Here is a 21,827-nt window from a genome sequence, read left to right as displayed (position 1 = left end):
GCAAAGGATCCCGCGCCACGCAAAATTCGTACCTGTGGCGACTGCTCCGAGGGGCGTTCACCGTCTCGCTGTCTAAATCCATGTCTAAATCATGCTACTCCGCCGGGGTGTACCAGATCGGCGAGGAATACGCGCGCTCCTGATGGGTTAGAACAGCATCTTGAGGCAACTCAGCGCCGAACCTCAGCTTGTCATAGAGCACCCAACGAGGAGTTGGGATTTCGATCGCCCGGACATAGTAGAAGGCACGCTCACTCGGGTCGAAATCAGGATCGGACCAAACGGTGACCAGTTCCGCCGTGCCGATTGTGTTGGTCCAGCTTGCAGTATCAACGTCAACCGTATTTCCAACCGCAGGGATCTTGCCATTCCCGTCCGCGACGCGGTCGTCCGACCACGCTACATCATAGACTTTTTCCTGCATGGCGCCGTCGGCATCCAGCCACCCTTTAACCACCTGCACGCGATCCAGATTGGCACCAACCGGGTCACGCAGCGCTGCGATCAGGAAGGAAGGAGCCCCGTCCCCTTCGCGCGGACGCAGGTCAGACCCCATTGGGACACCCTTGGTATAGCCAACATCCGCAAGGAAGCGTGTTTCTACATCCGCGTCACTGAAATCCCATCCGCCAAAGAACCGAAGACCAATTCGGGGGCCGGTTGTGGCATATGTCTCGCGGCGCTTGAACGCGTCGAAGATCGCCGCGCGAGTGTTCTCGGTCGCCCAAACAGCTGTGTACCCAGACGCGACCAAAAGATCGCCAGGTATTTCACCAAGGTCGTTGGCGATGAATGGGTGCTTGATACGAGAGGCCGATGGCTCAACGCTGACCGACTTGCCAAAAAAATTGTCCTCTTCGGCCGTCGCCAAGGATGTATGGCTGTCTGTAGCGCCACCCATGCCGAACTTGTAGGGATTAACGCCGAATTTCTCTTCCAACATCAAACCGCGCTTCAGCGCTTCTCGGGCATATTCTCCGGCCAGCATATCTTCTGTCTTAAGTTCGGTGATATCGAGATTGCCGACGTCCCAGTTTTCATAGTCTGCAAATTCGTCATCCGGGCTTAGGAAAGGGTGCGCTTCGCCGTCGCCTTTGATCTGCGTGACTTCATAGTGCGGCTCCCATTTCGCACGCGCAGCTACATAGTCTTCGTCAACCTTTCCGCCGTGGTATGTGTCTTCAGTTGGAAACATCCATCCATTTGACAAGTTTCCGTTATGGGCAAAGGCGACAGCACGACCGCCGGTCTTCTCCTGATATTCTTCCAGCCAGGCATAGAGCGATTTTGGGTCTGTGTCGCCGTAAGGCGGTTGCGTGACCGGCGGGACCATCTGAAGCGCTCTGATCGGCCCGTCCCGCAACATTACGTTCCGGTGAAGGTTGAACCCCTTCGGGACAGAGGTCCACTCGAACCCGATAAAGGCTGTAAAATTCCCAGGGTCGTTGTGCCGTTCGGCCGCGAGAACAATGTGTTCCCAAGTAAATGCAAAGGCGTCTGCACCAGGGCTGTAGGACTCAAGCAGGATTTCCGGCAGGGTCATTTGAGAGAAATTAGTAATGATATCAAAGGCGGTCTTTCCGGCTTCTTCACCGCCAGCTTTGTACCCTTCGTACCACTCCAGGCCTTTTGGGTCGGAAATAACGCCCGGCTTGCCTGCTTGCAGATCCGGAGCGAACCCCATCAGATCAGTGTGATCCGTCAAGACCATCCAGTCCAAGGGTCGCCCCAGTCTGACATGTTGGCCTGTCGAGGAGATGACCTGCTCACCCTTTGCAAAGCGCCATGCATCGTCTGGCAGCAACGTGTTTCCAAAAGCGCCCGCGTCCAGGGAAAGCCCCGTGTGGAGGTGGGTATCACCCCATAACGGCCGCTCTGGGAAGTTGCGTTGTGCATAGGGGGAGTAGGGTTGTTCCTGGAATAAACCTTCAGCCGCCTCTTCGCTTGGAACAGCGTCAGAGAAAGCAGAAGCCGGCGCCAGCACCAGCGAGAAAACGAAAGCAGAAATCCGGTACATATTGACCTCCCAAATCAACACTACGGTTCGAAACGGGACTCTTCTCGGTCCATTAATATTCGATTTTATGTATATCATATCGAGTCGGTTTCTGAAAAAATTTTCTCCAGCGACTTTCTATGAGCCATTTTGGGACGCAACTCCCTGCAAACACGAGTTTTTCGCTGACCCGCACCAGATTTCATCGCAGGCATATGCGGTGATTGGCCTTATGGGCGAAGGTTCCAAAACCAAGGCCTGCCGATCATGGCGTACCGTGGGAAGACATGTCCAAACATGACTTACTCTGATATGGTATTTTCCTGCAGAACTATGTTTAGGAAAAACAGCGTTGCGGGGTCCGTTTCTTCCAGCGCAACCAAGGCTTCAAACTTTTTGTGCAGCGCCGTTTCGCCCCAATTTCGGGTCGCAACAGCGACTTGCAATGTCAATTCTGGGTCGCCATCCAGGACGTCCGCAAAAACTTTTACAATCTCATCCTGGAACTGCGTTTGTGACGATCCAGCATCGGACAATGCCCGAACCAGAGCTTTCCTGTCATCCAGCGTCTTCCTGGGGCCCTTGAGCGCGAGACCAATTTCGTTGATCGCGTATACCCCGTCTGCCTCTATGCCAGCGCGCGCCCACTCATGGAGATGCAAACCACCTGACTTCAAGGCCTTGGCAAAGCGAGAGCGGACAATCGAACGTGCCTGTGGATCGTTTTGTAGCCCCAGTAGACGAATAGCAACGGGCCAGTAGACAAAGCGGTTCAAGTTATTCAACTCATCCAAAATCTGGCTGGTTGAAACCCTGTCGCCAATCGGGCGCGAATAGGCGTAGTCTGAACGCCCAATTTCAACCATAGCCAAGTCATGCAGAGCTTGATCCCGGTGCCACAAATAGTCAGAAAAGAACGAAACGCGTGCGGCGTTGTCCGTTTCTCCCAAATGCCATAGCTCACTATTGCTTTGAAGTTTTTCGAGAAACTCACTTCTATCCGAATTCATCACAAAGATGCGCCGCCAAGCCCGCGAAAAATCGCGCCCAGTCTTGTCGTTGATTTCTGGTCCATATGTCAGCAGAACCGTTGTCGTTGGATCAGCGCGGAATGCTCGCCGCGTAACACTGTCTATGAGAAAAGGAATATTAGGAGCGTTTCGTAGTTCTTCGTTGTTCCCCTTAAAGATACGTCGAGTCGAATACTCGAACGGGTTTTCTTGGGATGGACCCGCCAATACAACGATTTCTGCGGCTCGTATTTGATCGGAAATGGTTGTTTCTGGCAGTTCGGTACAAACAGCGCAAGCATGCAAGACATGCGGTATCGCAAACGCGAGTATGCATATGACAAATGCAAAGAACTTTCGCATGGTTAGCCCACAGCCCCGATTTTCAATTCGCAAGCGCCACTGGTGCCTTGAACGTACCAATAAAACACGAGTTTGCGAAACCTCATTAATACTCGATGGTTTCAATGAGGCCTTGAGGCTTTAAACAACCGCCTGAAAATGAGAAGAACACTCGATGTACACGCTACCAATTTGTTTCATCTTATGACGCGAAGAATGAAGAAGGTAATGCGACGCACTCCTCGCTTTTCGACCAGTTGCAAACTCGATTGAACGTCCACCGTGTCCTCGACCTATGAATTGCCCTGCCCAGTTTCGCTGCGCCAAACATCTATGAACAGCTTGCCCGCCGCACAGCAGCGCCCGCAACTTCACAGATTCAATAGTTTTCATGCGGCGAGCGCACGCAGCGAAACATAGCAATGACCGCCAAGGGCTCTTTGTAGAACCTGGAGAAGGCGCAGCATGAGCCCCTGCCCCGTTCTCCACGACTTATCCAACGGCTGGGATTGGTGCGCGCATGATTACCTTGCGCACCACCTCAGTTTGAACGGCGAATTGATTTCACCTAACTTTGCTTCGCTGAAGTTGGGGTAAATTGCAGAATAAGGGACATTGGGCTCAAACCAACCTGCGGTGACGCGGCGAATGATACTGGCAGACAGTTTAGTTCTTCAGCCGGCTTGAAATAGTCACTCTTAGTCTGATTTGACGAGAAATTTGAATGTAGTCGTGAGCAGAAATCAGTCAGTTAACATTTCCGAGAGCTCACGAGCGCCTTTTTGCAGGATGCTCAGAAAGGACAGCAGGCTGTTGACGTCGTGACGTTGGGTTGGGGCATGTACCGAAAGTGTTCCTGCCAATCTGCCTTGTCCATCACGAACGGGCACAGCGATGGCCGTCATTCCGGCCATGAATTCCTCATCATCTGTCGCGTAACCATTCTCAGCGATTCCGCGTATTTCCTCGCGTAGCGCATCAGGCTTCGTTAGGGACTTTTCGGTCTGCGGTTGTAAATTGCCGGCAGAGAGAAACCCGTCCAACGTCTTCTTACGCAAGGTAGACAGGTACATCTTGCCGCTCGCTGTGCAATGAAACGGCACCTGAGTACCGATTGGCAATTGGATGCGTAGCGGCCATTTCGTTTCAACCCGGTCGAGGTAGATCATGCCCTCCCGGTCCGGAATGGCCAAGTTGCACGTCTCACCAACCTTTTCAGCGACGCTGCGCAAGATCGCCAAACGTGCCGTGCGCAGGTGTTCGGCAGACATGGTATTGACCGAAAGCGACCGCAGCCTGTGCCCAGGACCAAAAGAGCGGCCATCCAGATCTCGTTGCAGGAAACCTTCGGCCTCTGCGGTTTGCAACAAACGGTGGATTGTGGGCTTCGCCAGTCCCAATGTCTCGATGAGGTCCGATGGTTTGACGGCGACCCCGCGCCGCGCCACCTCCTCGAGGATGAGAAGAAGGCGCAGGTTGGTCGGGATCTGAGTTTCTTTATCTTGTGTTTCCGTCTCGGCCATCCCGCAACATTCTAGTTATTTGGCAGCAGGATCAAGGCCAGATCGGGCACAAGCGACACCAAGATCCATACCGACAGCAAAGCAACCAGATAAGGCACCGTGTATCGCAAGAGCCGGAAGTAGGGTACACCCGTCACTCCTGATGCCACATAGAGGTTCAAACCGTAGGGCGGAGTGATAAAGCCGATAGACGCGCCCACCAGGAAAATCACCGAGAAATGGATCGGATCTATCCCGACCGAAGCCGCGATTGGCGCGAGGATTGGCGCAAGGATGATCGTCACTGGCAAGCTTTCCAACACCATCCCCGAGAAGAAGACGATCACCATCGAGGTGAACAGAACAGCGTGGTAGCCGCCCATTGAGGTTACAAAGTTCCCAATGGTTTCTTGCGCCCCCAGCAGCGACAGGATTTGCTGCATCACCACTGAAATTGCGATAAGCGGGGCGAGGATACCTGTGATCTGGGCTGATCGGATCACAATTGAGGGGATCTCGGGGATCGTAAAGCCTTCGACCACGAACATCTCGGCATAGCTTTTTTCGGTCGGTGGAATATCGTTCCGTGCGCCCATGATCCGGTTGATCGGATAGCTGACCAACCCGGCGATCACACAGAAGCCAACGGTCACACCCGCCGCTTCGGTGGGTGAGAATTTACCGGTATAGATGCCCCACAGCACCAGCCCGATGGCGAAGAAACCCAGCCATGCACCGAACGCGGTTTTCAGCACCCGGTTCAGTTGCAGCGGGATCAAGTGGCCCCAGCCGTTCATGCGACAGATGATCCAGCAGGCAAACTGCATTCCAAAGACCATCAACGCACCCGGCAGAATACCCGCGACGAACAGTTCCGAAATCGGCAGGTTCATCAGGAACCCATAGACAATGAAGATAATCGAAGGCGGAATGATAATCCCCACCGTGCCCCCCGCCGCCGCAGTGGCCGCGCTGAACCGTTCGTCATAACCGCCCTTAACCATCTCTGGGTGCAGCATGGAACCAATGGTGGCGGTCGTGGCCGAGTTCGAGCCCGAAATAGCGGCGAACAACCCGCACGCCCCCAAAGAGGCCATCGCCAGCCCGCCGCGTATCCAGCCCAGACAGGCATAGGCGAAGTCGCTGAGACGCCGCGCGATGCCGGACTTGTTGATCAGGTCTCCTGTCAGGATGAACAGCGGCATCGCCAGCAAAGCGAAACCTTTGTTGAAGACGTTCAGCAACTCGGCGCCCATATTGTCGAGCGTCAAGCCAAGGACAAAGGAACAACCGATGACCCAGTAGCCGATGACCAGCAGAACCGGTACGCCCAGCATGAATAGAAAAGTGACCCCAAGCGAGATCAGTGTGACCATGGTTCCATCTGTCATTAGTCTGCTCCGATCACGGCCTGCTTGATGAGCGGCTCGCCTGTTTTCCAATTGTGCAGATCATCCGCGAGGTTTTGAAACACGCGCCCGACCATCAAGAAGAAAGACAGAGGAGCAGCAAGAAGGAACCACCACTGCATGACGTTGTCGGTACCCAGTACGATCTGGAAATTTGACGCAGACAGGGCGACCAGTCGGGTTGTGGTAACAATGACAATCACCGCGAAGATAAACCACAGAACCGCATCAAGGATCAGGCAAGTGAGTTGCCCTGCCCTCGGCATCGCAGTGCGGAATTCACTGAAACTCAGATGCGTGCGAAGGCGTACGTTGTAAGACGCCCCGAACCACGCCATGACCATAAAAAGCAGAGGTGGAATGGTCGTTGACCATGGCTCTTGGTCGTTAAACACGAAGCGGTCGATCACGCCCCAGAAAATGATCAGTGCAATGGCAAGATAGGAATAAACCATCACCGATCGTTCCAGATGGCGTTCTATGAAGGGCACCTTTCGATAGACCAGCATGACCAGAAACCCGCCAAGTGCAGAGGCCACTGCACCCAGAACCCAAGCAGCGTCAGATTCCAGAGCGGATTGAATCTCGAACGAATCCTGGCTGAGAAAGGCGCTGAAGATCGCGCCTATGTCTGCCCATAACGACATGTACCCCGTCCTCCCAGTCGGTGTGTTTTTTGGAACCGGCCCGTATAAGGGCCGGTTCACATAAGCTTATCAGGCTTGACCCATCCACCAACGACGCGGCTCGACGTTTTCCGGCAGGGTATCGGCCGGAATTTCACGCGCGATGTCGTAGATTTCCTGATACGTATCAATGCCGCCTGCCCATTTATTCAGGCGTTCACGCCACTGCGCCCAAGGCTCAGGGTTGTAGTTCGGAGCGCACATCTCTTCAGCCAGTTTGATCTGATCGTCCGGCAAGAAGGCCGGGCGGACACCGTTTTCGGCAAAGATCGTGTTGGGAAGCTGCGGCTCCGAGAAGCCAACTGTGTTCAACAACGCAGCCTCATTCGCACCTTGGATCAACGCCTGAGTGAAGTAGGAAGACTCCATCACTGCGTCCTGCAACTCGCCTCCGAGGCTATCGAAGACCTTGGCCGACATCGAGGTATGCTCGGTGCCACAGAAGAACTTAAGGTTCACCGACTGCGAAACCACCGGCGCCATATTGGCGTAAGCCACAGCAGAGGCCCAAGTTTCAGCCCCGTCAATCAGGCCTGTTTTCAGAGCGTCCAGTGTCTCTTCCCAGGCCACCGGAACCGGGTTCAGGTTCAGCAACTGCATTGCAATCCGGCCCAACTGCGTGCCGGTCACGCGGTTCTTGGTGCCGAACAGCTCTTCCAGTTTGGTTACTGTGGGCTTGTCCGCAAAGGTCGAGCCCATTTGCAGGCCGCGCAGTTCGCAATGGGTAAACAGGAACTTCAGCCCATGCCGTTTCTCCAGGGGGTCGCGGAGAATGCGCTGGCTCGCAGGGCTGTAGAAGAAGTGGTACTGCGCCGCGCGGCTTGGGAACATATAGGCGTAGTCCAACACGTTCAGATACGGCGCGCCGCCAGCCGAGTTCTGAGTCGAAGCGGCGTAGATATCAACGATTCCCTGCTGGGTTTTTTCAACACAGCTAAGCTGTCCGCAGATCTGATTGTCGCCGATGAACTCGATCCGAATCTCACCATCTGTGCGCTCTTCAAGATCGCGCGCAAACTCGATAGCACCGGCACGTTCGATCAGAAGGTTGCGAGTATTGAAGCCTGAAGCGCCAAACTTCAGCGTGTGCTTGGGCTCTTTTGAGAACCGTTTTTCATACGTGGATTCAGCCGCTTGCGCCAGGTTGGCCAAGCTCATCGCTCCACCAAACCCACCCGCTGCCAGCAGAGTCGAACTCATACCGTAACGGCCAGCCACGCGGAAGAAATCCCGCCGCGAAATCCCACTTAGTTTCTTACCGATCTCCATTGCTTACCTCCCTGATCGCAATTATTGAGACGTTTTGTATCAAAAAATACTAGTATATTTCTTGCATCTTGCATAGAGTTTTTTCGACGGCGTGAGGAGGAGGCAGTCATGGAAGTGGATTATGCGGTTGTGGGCGCCGGGTCTTCTGGCTGCGTCATTGCCAACCGGCTGAGCGCTGATCCTAACACGACCGTCGCGTTACTTGAGGCAGGTGGCCGCGATACCAACCCATGGATTCACATCCCCGTTGGCTACTTCAAAACCATGCACAACCCATCGGTCGATTGGTGTTATCGCACCGAACCTGATCCTGGGCTGAACGGTCGATCCATCGACTGGCCACGTGGTAAAGTGCTGGGCGGGTCGTCCTCATTGAACGGTTTGCTCTACGTTCGTGGGCAGAAAGAGGACTATGATCGCTGGCGGCAAATGGGCAATGAGGGCTGGGGCTGGGACGATGTCCTGCCCCTTTTCAAGCGCTGCGAAGACCAGGAGCGAGGTGAAGACGAGTTCCATGGCGTTGGTGGGCCCTTGTCCGTATCCAATATGCGTATTCAACGCCCGATCTGTGACGCGTGGGTGGCCGCAGCGCAGGCGGCGGGCTATCCGTTCAACCCCGATTACAACGGCGCGGAACAAGAGGGGGTGGGGTATTTCCAACTGACCACCCGCAATGGCCGCCGGTGCAGCGCTGCCGTTGCCTACCTGAAACCCATCCGGGATCGACAAAACCTAAACATCATTACAAATGCACTCGTTACGCGCGTGGTTCTGGAGGGAAAAAAAGCAACCGGACTGGTGTACCGGGATCGCTCTGGCGCAGAAAAATCCCTGACCGTCCGGCGTGAAATCATTCTGTCCGGCGGAGCGATAAACTCGCCACAGATCCTGATGCTTTCAGGGATCGGAGACCCGGACCACCTGAAAGAAAACGGCATCGAGCCCCTGCACGCCCTGCCCGGTGTCGGCAAAGGGCTACAAGATCACTTGCAGGCCCGGCTCGTGTTCAAATGCAATGAGCCGACGCTGAATGATGAAGTCCGCAGCCTGTTCAATCAGGCGCGTATCGCCCTGAAATACGCACTGTTCCGTGCTGGTCCTATGACCATGGCCGCCAGCCTTGCCACCGGGTTCATGAAAACCCGCGAGGATGTAGAAACCCCCGATATCCAGTTTCACGTTCAGCCCTGGTCCGCCGACAGCCCTGGCGAGGGTGTTCATCCGTTCTCAGCCTTTACCATGTCGGTCTGCCAACTGCGCCCTGAAAGCCGGGGGGAGCTACGCTTGAACGGCCCGGATCCCTCTAAATATGTCAAAATTATACCGAACTATCTGTCCACTGAAACGGATTGCCGAACCATTGTTGACGGGGTGAACATCGCCCGCAGAATAGCCAAGCATAATCCTTTGGCCTCAAAGATTTCAGAGGAATTTCGGCCAACTGCTCAGCTGAGTTGCGACGACTATGAAGGCACGCTGGACTGGGTAAGATCAAACACCGCATCCATCTATCATCCTACCGGCACTTGCGCGATGGGAAGCACCGAAGCATCGGTCGTAGATGCAAAACTAAAAATACATGGTATAGCTAACCTGCGTGTGGCCGACTGCTCAATCATGCCGGAAATCGTCAGTGGTAACACCAATGCGCCAGCCATCATGATCGGCGAAAGGGCCAGCGATTTGATAGGTGCGGATGCCTGAAGCAACAACTAAGGGTAACGTGTTTGATCTCGCGCTTTGATTGTGTGCTCTTCTCTCTGGAAAAGAAGGAAAACCGACTTTAGGCCTCAAGTCATGTGTTAGAGCGGTACCTGCTTTAGATGGGATTCAACTGGTCAACGTGATCCGAAAAATCAATTCACGCATTCCCCCAGTTTCAGCAATCCGCCAAATTGGCATGCAACGAAGGACTGCCAGCCTTGTAAGGAGATTCCATCAATTCCGCCAGAACCGCAGCCTCGCGTGATTTGGGGCAGTTTGCTCCATCTGCAGCATCGGTGATTTTGGTCTCGGAGCAGACCTCGGAGGTAGCGCAGCAATCCTGTGACAAGGTCCCTCGTTAACGTTGGGTTGTCGTTGCTTAGGGCATGGTGGCTCGGATGATCAGTCATGGAAACACGAAACCAACCAGCCATTCAGGCACTTCGCCCTGCATGGAACAAAGGCCGCATTGTCGCTCAGAGACGACCATCGAAGCCAAAGCATGTCTGGGCAATCCGTGAACACCTTGAATTGGCAAAATATTTCACGACCTTGCGCTGTTCAACATGGCAATCGACAGCAAGCTTCGAGGCTGTGACCTGGTGAAGATGAAAGCCGTGGACGTCATGGCATCTGGCCAAATCAAGGAGCGCGCGTCCGTTCTGCAACGCAAAACCCAGAAACCTGTACGCTTTGAAATATCAGAAGGAACCAGAGCTTCAGTTGAGAAGTGGATGGAGAATGAACTTATGGTCGGCTCAGTGTACCTTTGGCTGGGCCGCTTCCATGAGCGTCTTCATATCTCGACACGCTAATATGCACGGATCGTCCGCGATTGGGTCACATCAATCGGTATTGAGGCGAGTGCCTACAGCACGCATTCGATAAGGCGAACAAAGGTAACCCAGATTTACGAGAAGACCGGCAGCTTGCGGGCGGTTCGGCTTCTGCTTGGACAGACCAAGATGGACGGCAAAGTCCGACACTTGGGCGTCGAACTTAAATATGCGCTCGCAATCGCCGAGGTCATTGAAATTTAACAACTTCGGGCCGTCGGCGCTGGCGGCCCAGAGCCGCCATTCACTGCAAGCGCAAGGTCTGGAAATGTACCAACTCGTATCGCGGACAAACCAGACTTTTGCGATTGGATGAGGCATGTCAGCTCAATGCCTGTCTCCGACATTGGGGTTAGATGCGTGACAGCGCGCTAAATTCTATCTGAGCTCACGTTTCCCAAGGGGGATTTGCGCCAATCTCTGCAACCAGAAAGTCCATGAAAACACGCACTTTAGGTGACAGCACGTTGGACTTGGGATAGATCAACCACAAGACAATGTCTTCACTAACCTCAAAGTTTGGAAGAACGCGTACCAAACGACCTGACTTCAGTTGGTCATGCACGCTCCATCGAGCATTCAAAGAAATACCGGCTCCGGCTAGTGTGGCGCGAACCTGGCTTTGACCGTCATCGATAATCAATTGGCCTTTGGCTGATGCGGGATCGAAAATAGCTTGTTCGCCTGCCGGTCCTGTCAGTGAACGCGGTTGGAGGTTTTGGAAAGCGATCAGACGGTGGTTTGTCAAATCGACTGGTGTTTCAGGAACGCCGTGCGTGTCGAGGTAGTGAGGCGCGGCACACAGAATTCGCTGGTCATCAGCGAGTTTGCGGCCCTTCAGGCTGGTGTCGACAAGTGGCGCGTTCCTGAGTGCAAGATCATAGCTTCCTTCTATCAGATCGAACTGCACATCGGACAGGCGCAGATCGAGCGTGAGATCGGGGTGCTGTTCAAGAAACTTTGGCAGGATTGGCGCGATGTAGAGCTGTGCAAAACTGCTTGGCGCGGCGAAACGCAATGTCCCCTTGATCGTTGTCGTTTGCTTGCCCAAAGCAGCAAATGCAGCCTCTTCCTGCGCAATGATCTCACGGGCGAAGGGCAGGAAATCCGCTCCTTCCACCGACAACGACACTTTACGCGTCGTGCGGTGCAATAGCTCGAAACCGAGGTTCTGCTCCAGCTTGGCAAGCCTTGCGCTGGAGACCGCTGGGGCCATGCCCAGATCACGCCCCGCCGCGCTGATGTTCAGCATGTCTGCTGCCCTTATAAACAATCGAAGCGCGTCTGTGTCTAAGCCCATTATGTTCATTATCCGAATTATCAATACATAAATGGGCAGTTTATCTGCAATTTGATCGACGTTAAATCCCTTTCTCAGAGACAGCTGAGCTTAGGCACGAGGCGCAAATGACAAAGACGGCCACGGTCAACTACCATGTTCACAAATCCTACCGGCAAGCTTTTGAGCTTGATGTTGGCGGGGTCGCTGGCAACCTGATTTCCCCTGAACTTGTTGCAACATCCGTTGTGCTAACAGACAACCGCGCAACGACCTCGTCGGTTTCTTTTGCGTGTGATGCCGTTGAAATCATGCCACTTGAAACGCAGGTCCGAGACTTTGCAGGCGACAGCTGGAAACCGATTTACGATGCGGAGCTCAAGGCCATGCTGCAGGACATGCTTGGTGCCAGAGAGGTCGTGGTTTTTGATCACACTGTTCGGGTGGACGATCCCGAAGCAATACGTAAACCGGCGCGCAATGTTCATAGCGATTACAGCAAGGACGGAGCCGAACAGCGGCTTGTCGACTTGCTGGGCGCCGAGACCGCAGCGGAGTGGGCGCAAGGTCATTTTGCCTTTGTCAACGTATGGCGTCCTTTAGAGCACGTGATCAATTCGGCACCCCTGGGCTTTGTACGGCCGTCGTCTGTCGACCCGTCTGACTGGATTCTACTGGACCTGATCTATTCTGACCGCGTGGGGCAAATCATGGGGCTGGCGGGAAACCCCAAACATGAGTGGATCTATCAATCCAAGATGACACCGGATGAGGTCGCGGTCTTCAACATCTATGACAATCAAGGCCTGGCTTCGATTGCTCATAGCGCACTCGATATGGTCGAGGATCCAAACATCACTACCATTCGCAAAAGCATCGAAAGCCGCACTTTGGTGCGCTTTTAATGGAGGGTCAGACATGTTGGATGAAACGCAGCCGGCTGGGTTTGAGCAAATCAATTTGGCCTACAACCAGGTGTTCCGTCCCGGACGACTGAGCGTCGGCCTTGTATTGCCTCTCGAAGCCTATGCCGTCGGGGCAGAACCGACGCTACTAGGGCATTTGGAAGCGGCTCAGAAAGCCGAGGAGCTTGGGTTCGCAGCACTTTGGCTGCGGGACGTGCCCTTCAATGTTCCAAGCTTTGGCGACCCCGGGCAGGTTTTCGATCCATTTGTCTATCTGGGGGCATTGGCAACGGCGACGGATCGGATTGCGCTTGGAACGTCGAGCGTGATCCTGCCATTGCGTCACCCCGCTCATGTCGCCAAGTCAGCAGCGACGGCAGATGTGCTCTCTGCCGGGCGGTTACTTTTGGGTGTCGCGTCCGGCGACCGGCCCGAGGAGTACCCGGCGATGAACCAGAGCTTTGAAGATCGCGGGGCACGTTTCCGAGATAGTGTTGAGTACATCCGCGCCGTTGGATCGGCTTACCCGACGCATCAAAAAGCACAGGGCAAACTGAATGGCGGGATTGATCTATTGCCTAAGCCGCATGGAACGCGCCTGCCGATGCTCATAACCGGTGGCAGCCAACAATCACCTGATTGGGTAGCACAGAACGGAGATGGTTGGATGACATATCCGCGCAATGCGGCGGCTCAGGGTCAAGTCATCGCGGCCTACCGCAGACGTTTGAAGGCGGCAGGTCAACCGGATAAGCCTGTTATGCAATCGCTCTATGTCGATGTTGTTGCCGACCCTTCTGCACCTCCGCGCCCGATCCATCTTGGGTTTCAATCTGGCACCGACTTCCTTCGCGGTTATCTGCGCGAGATTGAAACGCTCGGGGTCAATCACGTCGCGCTGAACCTAAGGTTCAATCAAGCGCCAATCGACACAACCCTCGAACATCTGGCGGATACTCTGCTGCCTGACTTTTCCTGAAGGATCAGACCGATGACCAAGACTATTCTCATTACAGGTTCAACCGACGGCATTGGCCTACTGACAGCGAAGAAGCTGGCTGCCGATGGGCATAAAGTGCTCCTCCATGGACGCAGTGCATCCAAATTGGAGAGCGCGGCTGCCGCCGTCGGCGGGGACGTCGAAACCTATGCCGCTGATCTGAGCGATCTGTCCGCGGTTCGAAAACTGGCCGAAAACGTTCGGGCGAAGCATCATAAACTGGATGTATTGATCAATAACGCAGGTGTGCTGAAAGCCCCGCAAGCCGTGCTTGAAAATGGTCAAGACATTCGCTTTGTGGTGAACACGCTTGCACCGTATCTGCTGACCGAATTGCTTTTGCCGATCATTCCTGCTGACGGGCGGGTCGTGAATCTGTCATCGGCGGCACAGGCCCCGGTAAACCTCAAGGCCATGCAGGGCAATGTGCCACTGGCTGACATAGAAGCCTACGCCCAAAGCAAGTTGGCGATCACCATCTGGACCCGCGAATGGTCCAAATCGCTGTCGAATGTCCCTGTGATGGTCGCCGTGAATCCCGGATCTCTTTTGGCATCAAAAATGGTGAAAGAAGGCTTTGGCCTGGCCGGGAACGATATGAACATCGGCGCTGATATCTTGATTGACGCGGCCTTAGGTGCGCGGTTTGCGGACGCGTCAGGAGCCTATTTCGACAATGACAGTGGGGCCTTCGCTGATCCCCATGCCGCAGCGCTTGACGAAAACCACGCTGCCGACGTCATGAGCACCATCAAAGACTTGATCAGCCAGACGGGCTGACCATCCCGGCGCGCAAACGCCGCGCACTTCAACTTTTAACACTCCCCTACCCCTCACGCGTGCTGCGTCGAGGCCAAAGAAAGGACTGCCTGATGAAATACGAGAACTTTCAAACCTTTGACGTAACTGTCGAGAACGGTATCGCCACGGTCACCTTCAACTTTGGCTCCGTGAACGTGCAAGGCCAGGAAATGCTGGCCGACCTCAACAGTCTGGCAATGCGGCTAGAGCGGGACCGCGACACCAAGGTCGTGATCTTTCAATCGGCCAATCCGGAAATCTGGGTCTGCCACTACGATACCGAACTACTCAAGGACATGTCGAACGAAGCCGTGTCCCGCGAGGACGCTCAGCTTTTGGACCTGCAATCAGTTTGCGAACGGATCAGCAAGGTGCCACAGGCCACCATTGCAAAGCTGGAAGGGTTTGCGCGCGGTGGCGGGCACGAACTGGCCTTGGCGTTGGATATGCGCTTTGCCGCGCGGGGAAAGTACAAGTTCATGCAGATGGAGGTCGGAATGGGCATCCTGCCCTGCGGAGGTGGCGCCTCGCGTATGGCCCGTCAAACCGGTCTTGGCAAAGCGCTTGAGATCATCCTAAGCGCACAAGACTATGACGCGGATGATGCCGAACGTCTGGGAACTATCAACAAGACATTGGAGCCGGATGAAATCGGCCCGTATGTAACCGCGCTGGCCGAACGCATCGCACAATTCCCTGCAGAGTCGATCAATGCCTGCAAGCAGATGGTCTATGAATCCATCGACAAGCCCATTGATGAGGCGCTGAAGGCCGAAGCCTATTGGCTGTATCAGGCGACCAGCAAAACTCCAGCGGTCAAACGTTTCACGATCGCGGATGAACAAGGTTTGGAACACGACATCGAGAACCAGCGCAAATGGGGCGATCTGGTGATGCAGGTGCAGGACATCAACTGACCACCCCCAAGACAATAATCTCGTCAGGCGTGCGTGGTTCCGACGTGGGCCTGACAGCATCTCACAAAAGGAAAATCCCAATGAAAGCAATGGTTCTCAACTCTTACGGACCCGATGCGCTGTTCGAGCTTGCTGAAATTCCCGACCCGGTCGCGACACCCGGCCATGTTGTCGTCAAAGTGGCCGCGACCAGCGTCAACACCGTCGACACAATGATCCGAAGCATGGGCGCGGACCTGCCTCTGTCCCCTCAATTGCCCGCCGTACTTGGCATGGATTTTGCCGGCACGGTTGTTGCGATTGGCGACGGTGTGACAGGTCTTGCCATAGGCGATGAGGTGTACGGTTGCGCTGGAGGATTGATGGATCTCCTGGGCGCTTTGGCGGAGTACATTAACGCAGACGCGCGCCTGATCGCACACAAACCCAAGACGCTGAGCATGCGGGAAGCTGCAGCGCTACCTCTCGTCGGCATCACCGCCTATGAAGGGCTGACCCGTGCCGGTGTTGGCGAAGGGCAGAACGTGCTGGTACAGGGCGGTGCTGGTGGCGTTGGTCACATTGCCATCCAAATTGCCCGCCATTTTGGTGCCAACGTGTCCGCGACTGGTCGTGGCGAGGAACAGATGGCCCTGATCGAAGAGCTGGGCGCGCGGCCGGTAGATTTCACAACGCAAAAGGTCCAGGACTACGTGGCTGAGCACACCAGCGGTGTGGGCTTCGATGTAGTGTTTGATAGCGTTGGCGGGCAGAACATGACAAACTCATTCGCCGCCGCCAAACTCAATGGTCAAGTTGCCTCAACGGTCGCGATGGTCGAGATCGATTTGACGCCTGCGCATTTCAAAGGCCTGTCTCTGCATGTCGTCTTCATGTTGATCCCGATGATGCACAATGTGGGACGAAAAACCCATGGCGACATCTTGCGGACACTGGCAGTTCTTGCGGATGAAGGCGCGCTTAAACCGATTGTTGACAAACATACGTTCGGGTCTGCCGATATCGGCGCAGCTTACGCACACCTGACGAATGGATCTGCGGTCGGAAAAGTCGTTGTGGAACTGTGATCTGATCCGGTTGGGCTTGGTGCGCGCACAATGACCTAGCGCACCAACTCAGTTTGAGCTGCAACTATAGTCGCCAATCATCGCTTATCTGACCATTGAGTATATTGCAGCATAGGCTACTTTGGGCTCCATGCAGACCAGAAGGCGGTGCAGCATACGCTCACTCGACCTGTCGAGCTCCGATGAGGACGGCCCTTTTCGGAAATTCAGCCCATAATCTCCTTGCTGCGGCGCAGCCCGTCGAACCTGCCGTTCGCAGCGAGCACAAATCTAAGGTTGGGCAAAAACACAGGCAGACCAGGCAAAACAACCACTGAACGTACGAGTGCTTTGACAAAGTCCCGTTTTTATTGGCCATCAACACGCGGCTTTCGCGATAGTACCGCCGAGTTGTGAAGCCAACCTCACTCTATTTCTGGTGGCTCCAAAATGGCATTTAGTAAGTCGTCTGGCGCCTCGACTTGTGGCCAATGACCAACACATTTAGTCCGCTATCGTTGTGCGTTTGCCAGAAGGTCAACTAAGTCCTCTGAGGCAACCATTGGAACGATACCGTCTGTGTCGCAATGAATGGTGAGCACGTCTTGGTGGAGTTGTGCTAAGCGCTCGGGTGTCAGGGTGTCTTCGCCCGTCGCCAGCGAGTTTGAGATCGCTTTGATGGCGCCATTCTCATTCGCGACACGATGTTGCTGCAAAAGCTGTAGCACGATAGCGTCGTCTGTGGGTGGGGAGGCATAAACCCGGCCCGGGTAAGCCTACACTACCAATAAGGGGACATTGGCCTTCAACTCACCATGGGTGAAATAGGGCTCGAAGCTGACTCCAGAGGCAGCGCAGCATCACTTGATATGCTGGACCGGGCAACGTCGGGTTGTCGTTGTGGGAGAGCATGGCGGAACGGAGGATCAGTCATGGAAACACCAAACCTACCAGCCATTCGCGCACTGCGCCCTGCATGGAGCAAGGGCCGCATCGTCGGTCAAAAGCGACCAAGGAAACCAAAGCACGTCTGGGCAATTCGGGCCCGGCTTGAGCTGGCTGAGAACCACCGCGATCTCGCTCTGCTCAACTTGGCGATCGACAGCAAATTGCGTGGATTTGACATTGCAAAAATCAAGGTCGTCGATGTCATGGCATTTGGACAGATGAAGGAACGGGTATCCGTCTTGCAGAGCAAGACCCAGAAGCCAGTTCGATTTGAGATTTCTGAAGGCACTCGCACCTCTTTAGAGAAGTGGATGGAAGACGAACTCATGGTCGGCTCAGAATACCTTTGGCCAGGTCGGTTTGATGAACGGCTGCACATTTCGACCCGCCAATCTGCACGGATCGTCCGTAATTGGGTCACGTCGGTCGGTCTTGAAGCGAGCGCGTATGGCAAACATTCAATGCGATGAACCAAAGCCACGCAGATCTACAAAAAGACAAGAACCGCTGAGCTGTTTAGCTCCTTCTAGACCACACGAAGATGGATAGTACCGTCAGATACCTGGGCGGCGAACTTGAGGATGCCCTCGTCATCGCCGAAGCCATTGAAATCTAGACTGAAGGGCGGCTCCAGAGGACGGCCCAAAGGCGACATCCATCCCACTCCGCAATATTGTATCACCGCTTTCCTAAAGTGGAAATCTGGAAGGCTCCGTTTGATTTTGGCCACCTTGATGTTTGAAGATCGGAGCGTAAGCCACTCCCGACTTTCGCGACCTAGTCTCGGAAAACTTGATAAAAGGACCAAAGTGGCCACTATGAAGCTATTAATCTGACTATTTCATATGCCCGAACCTACGGCACTTTGTCCTTTGCAGCCCGAGAAACCACAATGCCGACACGCCGAACCTTCCTCAACCAAGCTGGCGCCGCCACTGCGTTTGCACTCTCGGCACCGTTAGTTCAGGCGCAAACCGGGACAACGGACCTGGATATTGCAATCGTGGGCGGCGGCGTGGCCGGACTATTTTGTTCAATGCGATTAAGCGAAGCCCCCGGAACAAGAGTTGGTGTTTTTGAAGCGACAGATCGGCTTGGGGGACGGCTCCTTTCGCTGCACTTTCCCAATTTGACCACTCAAACCGCGGAAATCGGCGGTATGCGGTTGCGCCACACAGACAAACATGCGCTCAAAGTCGTCGATGATATGGTTGGGCGCGAGAAGCTTCAGGATTTTGCGTATCCGATCACCGGCTACTACCTGCGCGGTCAGCATTTCTCAGAGCTTTCTCAAGCTAAGGTCGTTCCCTACGGATTGAGTGATCAAGAACGAGCAATCATAGCTGGCGGAGAAGACCTTCTGACACACGTAATTGACGATTTAAACAAGAGGGTTTCAGAGGGCGCTCTGTCTCTGAAGGACACGGGATTGTGGGAACTCTTACTTCAACAGCGTAGCCGCGAGACCTATAATTTCATGCGCGATGTGCTGGGCTACAACTCCCCTTTATCCAATTGGGACAGCAAAACAGCAATCAGCTGGTTCGAACGCGACTTTGCTTACAAAACCAAGTACTTCAAACTTGATGGCGGTCTTGAACAAATCCCCAAAGCTATCACCAGAGCCTATATGTCGAACGGTGGAACGCTTCATCTAGAACATAAACTTGTCGACCTTAGGCGACGGGCTGATACGGGTTTTGATCTGACCTTCCAGACGGAAACCGGGCGGACAAAAGTGTCGGCAGCGCGCGTGATTCTGGCAATTCCTCCAAATGCCTTTTCATCACTACTCAACACCCAAGTGTTTTCAGACAATGCGCGTTTTGCACGTGCTGTGGAGAGTGTTCACAAAGTACCATTGGCCAAAGTTCATCTCGCGTTTGATCAGGATTGGTGGACACCCCGAAACCTCTCCGTTGGCCGTATCATAACGGACCTACCGGCGCGCCAGATTTATCGTTGGGGCGTAGACAATACGTCAGGCCACGCTTTGTTGATGGCGAGTTATCACGATGGCGAGATGATAGAATATTGGGAGGCTCTATCCGAAGGGCAGACATTCGGTGCGCATGATTGGATAAATCAAGCAACCGGACCTGGCGGAGACCCTATCGCTCCATCGATGCGCAAGCTTTTGCCAGCATCGGACAAGCTTGTGAACGAGGTTTGGAGCCAGGCCCGTAAATCTCACGACCTTGGTGACGACTTGCCCGAACCCGTTGCAGCGACCTACCAGAATTGGGGGCGCGAGCCGTGGGGCGCTGCCTATCATTTGTGGGGAATTGGGGCGAATCCGAAGGACATCATTGACTACATGCAAGAGCCGGTTCCGGGCATTCACATTTGCAATGAAGCATGGTCGGTATCCCAGGGTTGGACAAACGGGGCGATGCAGTCGGCCGACAGCTTGCTTGTCGCGAAATTTGAAAAGGAACCCTTTGTCTAGGGCAAACTACTCGGCGTATATGGCAAGGCAGTCGCTCGTTTTGACTAAACGTGAGCATCCTGTTTCCCTGGTTCGTGCGTGTCAATCGCGAAGTAGGAGTAAATGAGGACCATCAGAGACACAAAGGCAGCCAGCCAGAACACCGCTGCGAATGACGACGTCATCGCCAACATTGTGCTGCACAACGCCATGCCAACTGTTCCCCCAATCAATTGGGTTGAAAGTACAATCCCGCCCGCCTGTCCTTGCATATGGGGCGCGACCGACATCGTGACGGCGCGCTGGGATGGAACAAACATCAGCGAGACGGCGGAACCAAAAAATACAAACCCAAGGAAAATAACCGTCGTTGATTTCAGCGTCATTCCAACCGCAATCAGGCTGAGGCCTCCGGTGATGGACACCAAACCGACAAGAGCAGGCCAACGGGTTCCGCGCTCATCAGACAATTTGCCGGCGATTGGCGATAGAAAGCTTGTGGGTACGACGGCAGGTAACAAGGCCAACCCGGACCAGAACGGACCCCAGCCTTCAACCGTTTGCAGGTACATCGACCCAAAGACGAAGGTAGCAATCTTGGCGTACTGTGCCGTTCCGACAATCAGGTTAGACGCGGTGAAGGTCGGATCTCGAAAAAGAGAGACCGCCACAAGCGGATCCTTTCGCCGGTTCTCAGCAAAAACGAAAATCGCAAGCGCAAGAACGCCAATCACCAGGGCAGCAAGTACGTTGCTTTGTTTCCAACCAACGTCAGGTCCCTGCATTATTCCATAGACCAAAAGCGAGAGCCCGAATACCAACAGCACCATACCTGTCAAATCGAAACGTTCTTTGATTTGTCTTGGAGGATCGCGCCAAAACCGCCAGACGACAAAAGCGACGCAAGTGACGACCACTGGATTGATCCAGAAGATCCACCGCCACGAGAGACCGGAAGTCAGTGCACCGCCTACTAGTGGCCCGGCCGCCAAGAAACATGTTCCGATCGCACCGTAGATACCCAAAGCTTTGCCGCGCTCAGCGCCATCAAAGGACAAGGCTATCAACGTCAGAGACAACGGGAAGATTGCGGCGGCGCCTACGCCCTGAATGCCGCGCGCGATTAGCAGCGTTAGCCCGTTTGGAGCGAATCCTGATACCACTGACGCCGCTCCAAAACGAAGAGTCCTGTGGTCAGGAGACCCCGAGTTCCGATTATGTCCCCAATTCGACCAGTTGCCGCCGCCAAACAGGCCAGTGTCAGAAGATAAATGTTGACCACCCAATGAGCAGATATCTCTGAAAGGCCCAGCTCCGCCCTGATTGTTGGAAGCGCGACGCCGACCGCTGTTTCGTCCAATAAGATAACCCCGAGGATTGCGCCCATCGCACCCAGAAGCCACCAACGATCATTTTTGTCAGCACCCAATACAACCTGCTCCTAGAAAACTCTGCGCCACGCATCCGTCGGTCCACAGTAACTATAATACATGATCAAAGAGGTTGTGTCGTAAACCTGTTGGCAGCTAATTTTCTGCTTTCGTCTGTTACAAGTTCCTTTCGGAAAGCTTCTGAAAGCGTGACAGTTCACCGACCCAGCCCCTTGTTATTTAGTTTTATTAAGTCTTCGATAGGCCCAGAACCGCCATTGATCGAGACGGACAAAGGCGCAGTGCAGCATCACCGAAGCAGTCCTCCGCAACACTCTCCCTTGTGCGGAATGGCCTAAAAAAGACGGTTCGCCACTCA

15 protein-coding genes and 2 pseudogenes are annotated in these 21,827 nt (G+C 54.3%); 9 read left to right on the top strand and 8 right to left on the bottom strand.

Annotated features, from left to right (window positions below):
• Positions 1–94: 94 nt before the first annotated feature.
• From J7394_RS19145 to J7394_RS19120, 6 genes are all read right to left on the bottom strand, one after another.
• Complete coding sequence (locus J7394_RS19145) at positions 95–2,017, bottom strand: DUF3604 domain-containing protein (RefSeq protein WP_209255413.1); 1,923 nt, start codon at positions 2,015–2,017, stop codon at positions 95–97.
• Between the two features lie 281 nt (positions 2,018–2,298).
• Positions 2,299–3,369, bottom strand: coding sequence for a hypothetical protein (locus J7394_RS19140; RefSeq protein WP_209255411.1), 1,071 nt, complete (start codon positions 3,367–3,369; stop codon positions 2,299–2,301).
• 722 nt (positions 3,370–4,091) lie between these two features.
• Positions 4,092–4,871, bottom strand: a complete 780-nt coding sequence (locus tag J7394_RS19135; RefSeq protein ID WP_209255410.1) for an IclR family transcriptional regulator — start codon at positions 4,869–4,871, stop codon at positions 4,092–4,094.
• 11 nt (positions 4,872–4,882) lie between these two features.
• Positions 4,883–6,241, bottom strand: coding sequence for a TRAP transporter large permease (locus J7394_RS19130; protein ID WP_170380872.1), 1,359 nt, complete (start codon positions 6,239–6,241; stop codon positions 4,883–4,885).
• Entirely contained in the window at positions 6,241–6,906 is a 666-nt protein-coding gene (locus J7394_RS19125) for a TRAP transporter small permease (RefSeq protein WP_209255408.1), read from the bottom strand. The genes J7394_RS19130 and J7394_RS19125 overlap by 1 nt, the downstream gene beginning before the upstream one ends.
• 69 nt (positions 6,907–6,975) lie before the next feature.
• A complete protein-coding gene (locus J7394_RS19120) occupies positions 6,976–8,214 on the bottom strand; it encodes a TRAP transporter substrate-binding protein (protein ID WP_170380876.1) in 1,239 nt (412 codons plus the stop codon).
• A 108-nt stretch (positions 8,215–8,322) separates the two neighbouring features.
• On the opposite strand from J7394_RS19120, the gene J7394_RS19115 reads away from it, so the two are divergent.
• Together J7394_RS19115 and J7394_RS19110 are read left to right on the top strand one after the other, a co-directional pair.
• Positions 8,323–9,918 carry a GMC family oxidoreductase gene (locus tag J7394_RS19115; protein WP_209255400.1) on the top strand — a complete coding sequence of 532 codons (1,596 nt, stop codon included), beginning with the start codon at positions 8,323–8,325 and terminating at the stop codon, positions 9,916–9,918.
• 408 nt (positions 9,919–10,326) lie between these two features.
• Positions 10,327–10,958: pseudogene (locus tag J7394_RS19110) on the top strand (tyrosine-type recombinase/integrase).
• Positions 10,959–11,142: 184 nt separating this feature from the next.
• Here the strand turns inward: J7394_RS19110 and J7394_RS19105 are convergent.
• Complete coding sequence (locus tag J7394_RS19105; protein ID WP_209255398.1) at positions 11,143–12,054, bottom strand: LysR family transcriptional regulator; 912 nt, start codon at positions 12,052–12,054, stop codon at positions 11,143–11,145.
• A gap of 107 nt (positions 12,055–12,161) precedes the next feature.
• Between J7394_RS19105 and J7394_RS19100 the strand changes: the two genes are divergently transcribed.
• The 7 genes and pseudogenes from J7394_RS19100 to J7394_RS19070 all read left to right on the top strand — a co-directional run bounded on the left by J7394_RS19100 (position 12,162) and on the right by J7394_RS19070 (position 20,099).
• The gene (locus tag J7394_RS19100; RefSeq protein ID WP_209255396.1) at positions 12,162–12,938 is read left to right on the top strand and encodes a CmcJ/NvfI family oxidoreductase; all 777 of its coding nucleotides are present in this window, start codon (positions 12,162–12,164) and stop codon (positions 12,936–12,938) included.
• A 13-nt stretch (positions 12,939–12,951) separates the two neighbouring features.
• A complete protein-coding gene (locus J7394_RS19095) occupies positions 12,952–13,917 on the top strand; it encodes an LLM class oxidoreductase (RefSeq protein ID WP_209255395.1) in 966 nt (321 codons plus the stop codon).
• A gap of 12 nt (positions 13,918–13,929) precedes the next feature.
• A complete protein-coding gene (locus tag J7394_RS19090) occupies positions 13,930–14,718 on the top strand; it encodes an SDR family NAD(P)-dependent oxidoreductase (protein ID WP_209255394.1) in 789 nt (262 codons plus the stop codon).
• A gap of 92 nt (positions 14,719–14,810) precedes the next feature.
• Positions 14,811–15,656, top strand: coding sequence for an enoyl-CoA hydratase/isomerase family protein (locus J7394_RS19085; RefSeq protein WP_209255390.1), 846 nt, complete (start codon positions 14,811–14,813; stop codon positions 15,654–15,656).
• Between the two features lie 80 nt (positions 15,657–15,736).
• Positions 15,737–16,723, top strand: coding sequence for a zinc-dependent alcohol dehydrogenase family protein (locus J7394_RS19080; protein WP_209255388.1), 987 nt, complete (start codon positions 15,737–15,739; stop codon positions 16,721–16,723).
• A gap of 911 nt (positions 16,724–17,634) precedes the next feature.
• Positions 17,635–18,266: pseudogene (locus J7394_RS19075) on the top strand (tyrosine-type recombinase/integrase).
• Between the two features lie 276 nt (positions 18,267–18,542).
• A complete protein-coding gene (locus J7394_RS19070; protein WP_209255386.1) occupies positions 18,543–20,099 on the top strand; it encodes an NAD(P)/FAD-dependent oxidoreductase in 1,557 nt (518 codons plus the stop codon).
• Between the two features lie 44 nt (positions 20,100–20,143).
• Here J7394_RS19070 and J7394_RS19065 read toward each other — a convergent pair whose 3' ends face one another.
• Positions 20,144–21,481, bottom strand: a complete 1,338-nt coding sequence (locus tag J7394_RS19065; protein WP_371812084.1) for an MFS transporter — start codon at positions 21,479–21,481, stop codon at positions 20,144–20,146.
• Positions 21,482–21,827: the final 346 nt, after the last annotated feature.

Origin of the sequence: Ruegeria sp. R13_0 (genome assembly GCF_017743995.1) — a bacterium.
Taxonomy (GTDB): domain Bacteria; phylum Pseudomonadota; class Alphaproteobacteria; order Rhodobacterales; family Rhodobacteraceae; genus Ruegeria.
Note: the sequence above shows the minus strand (reverse complement) of the source record. Positions and strands in the feature narration are given on the sequence as shown.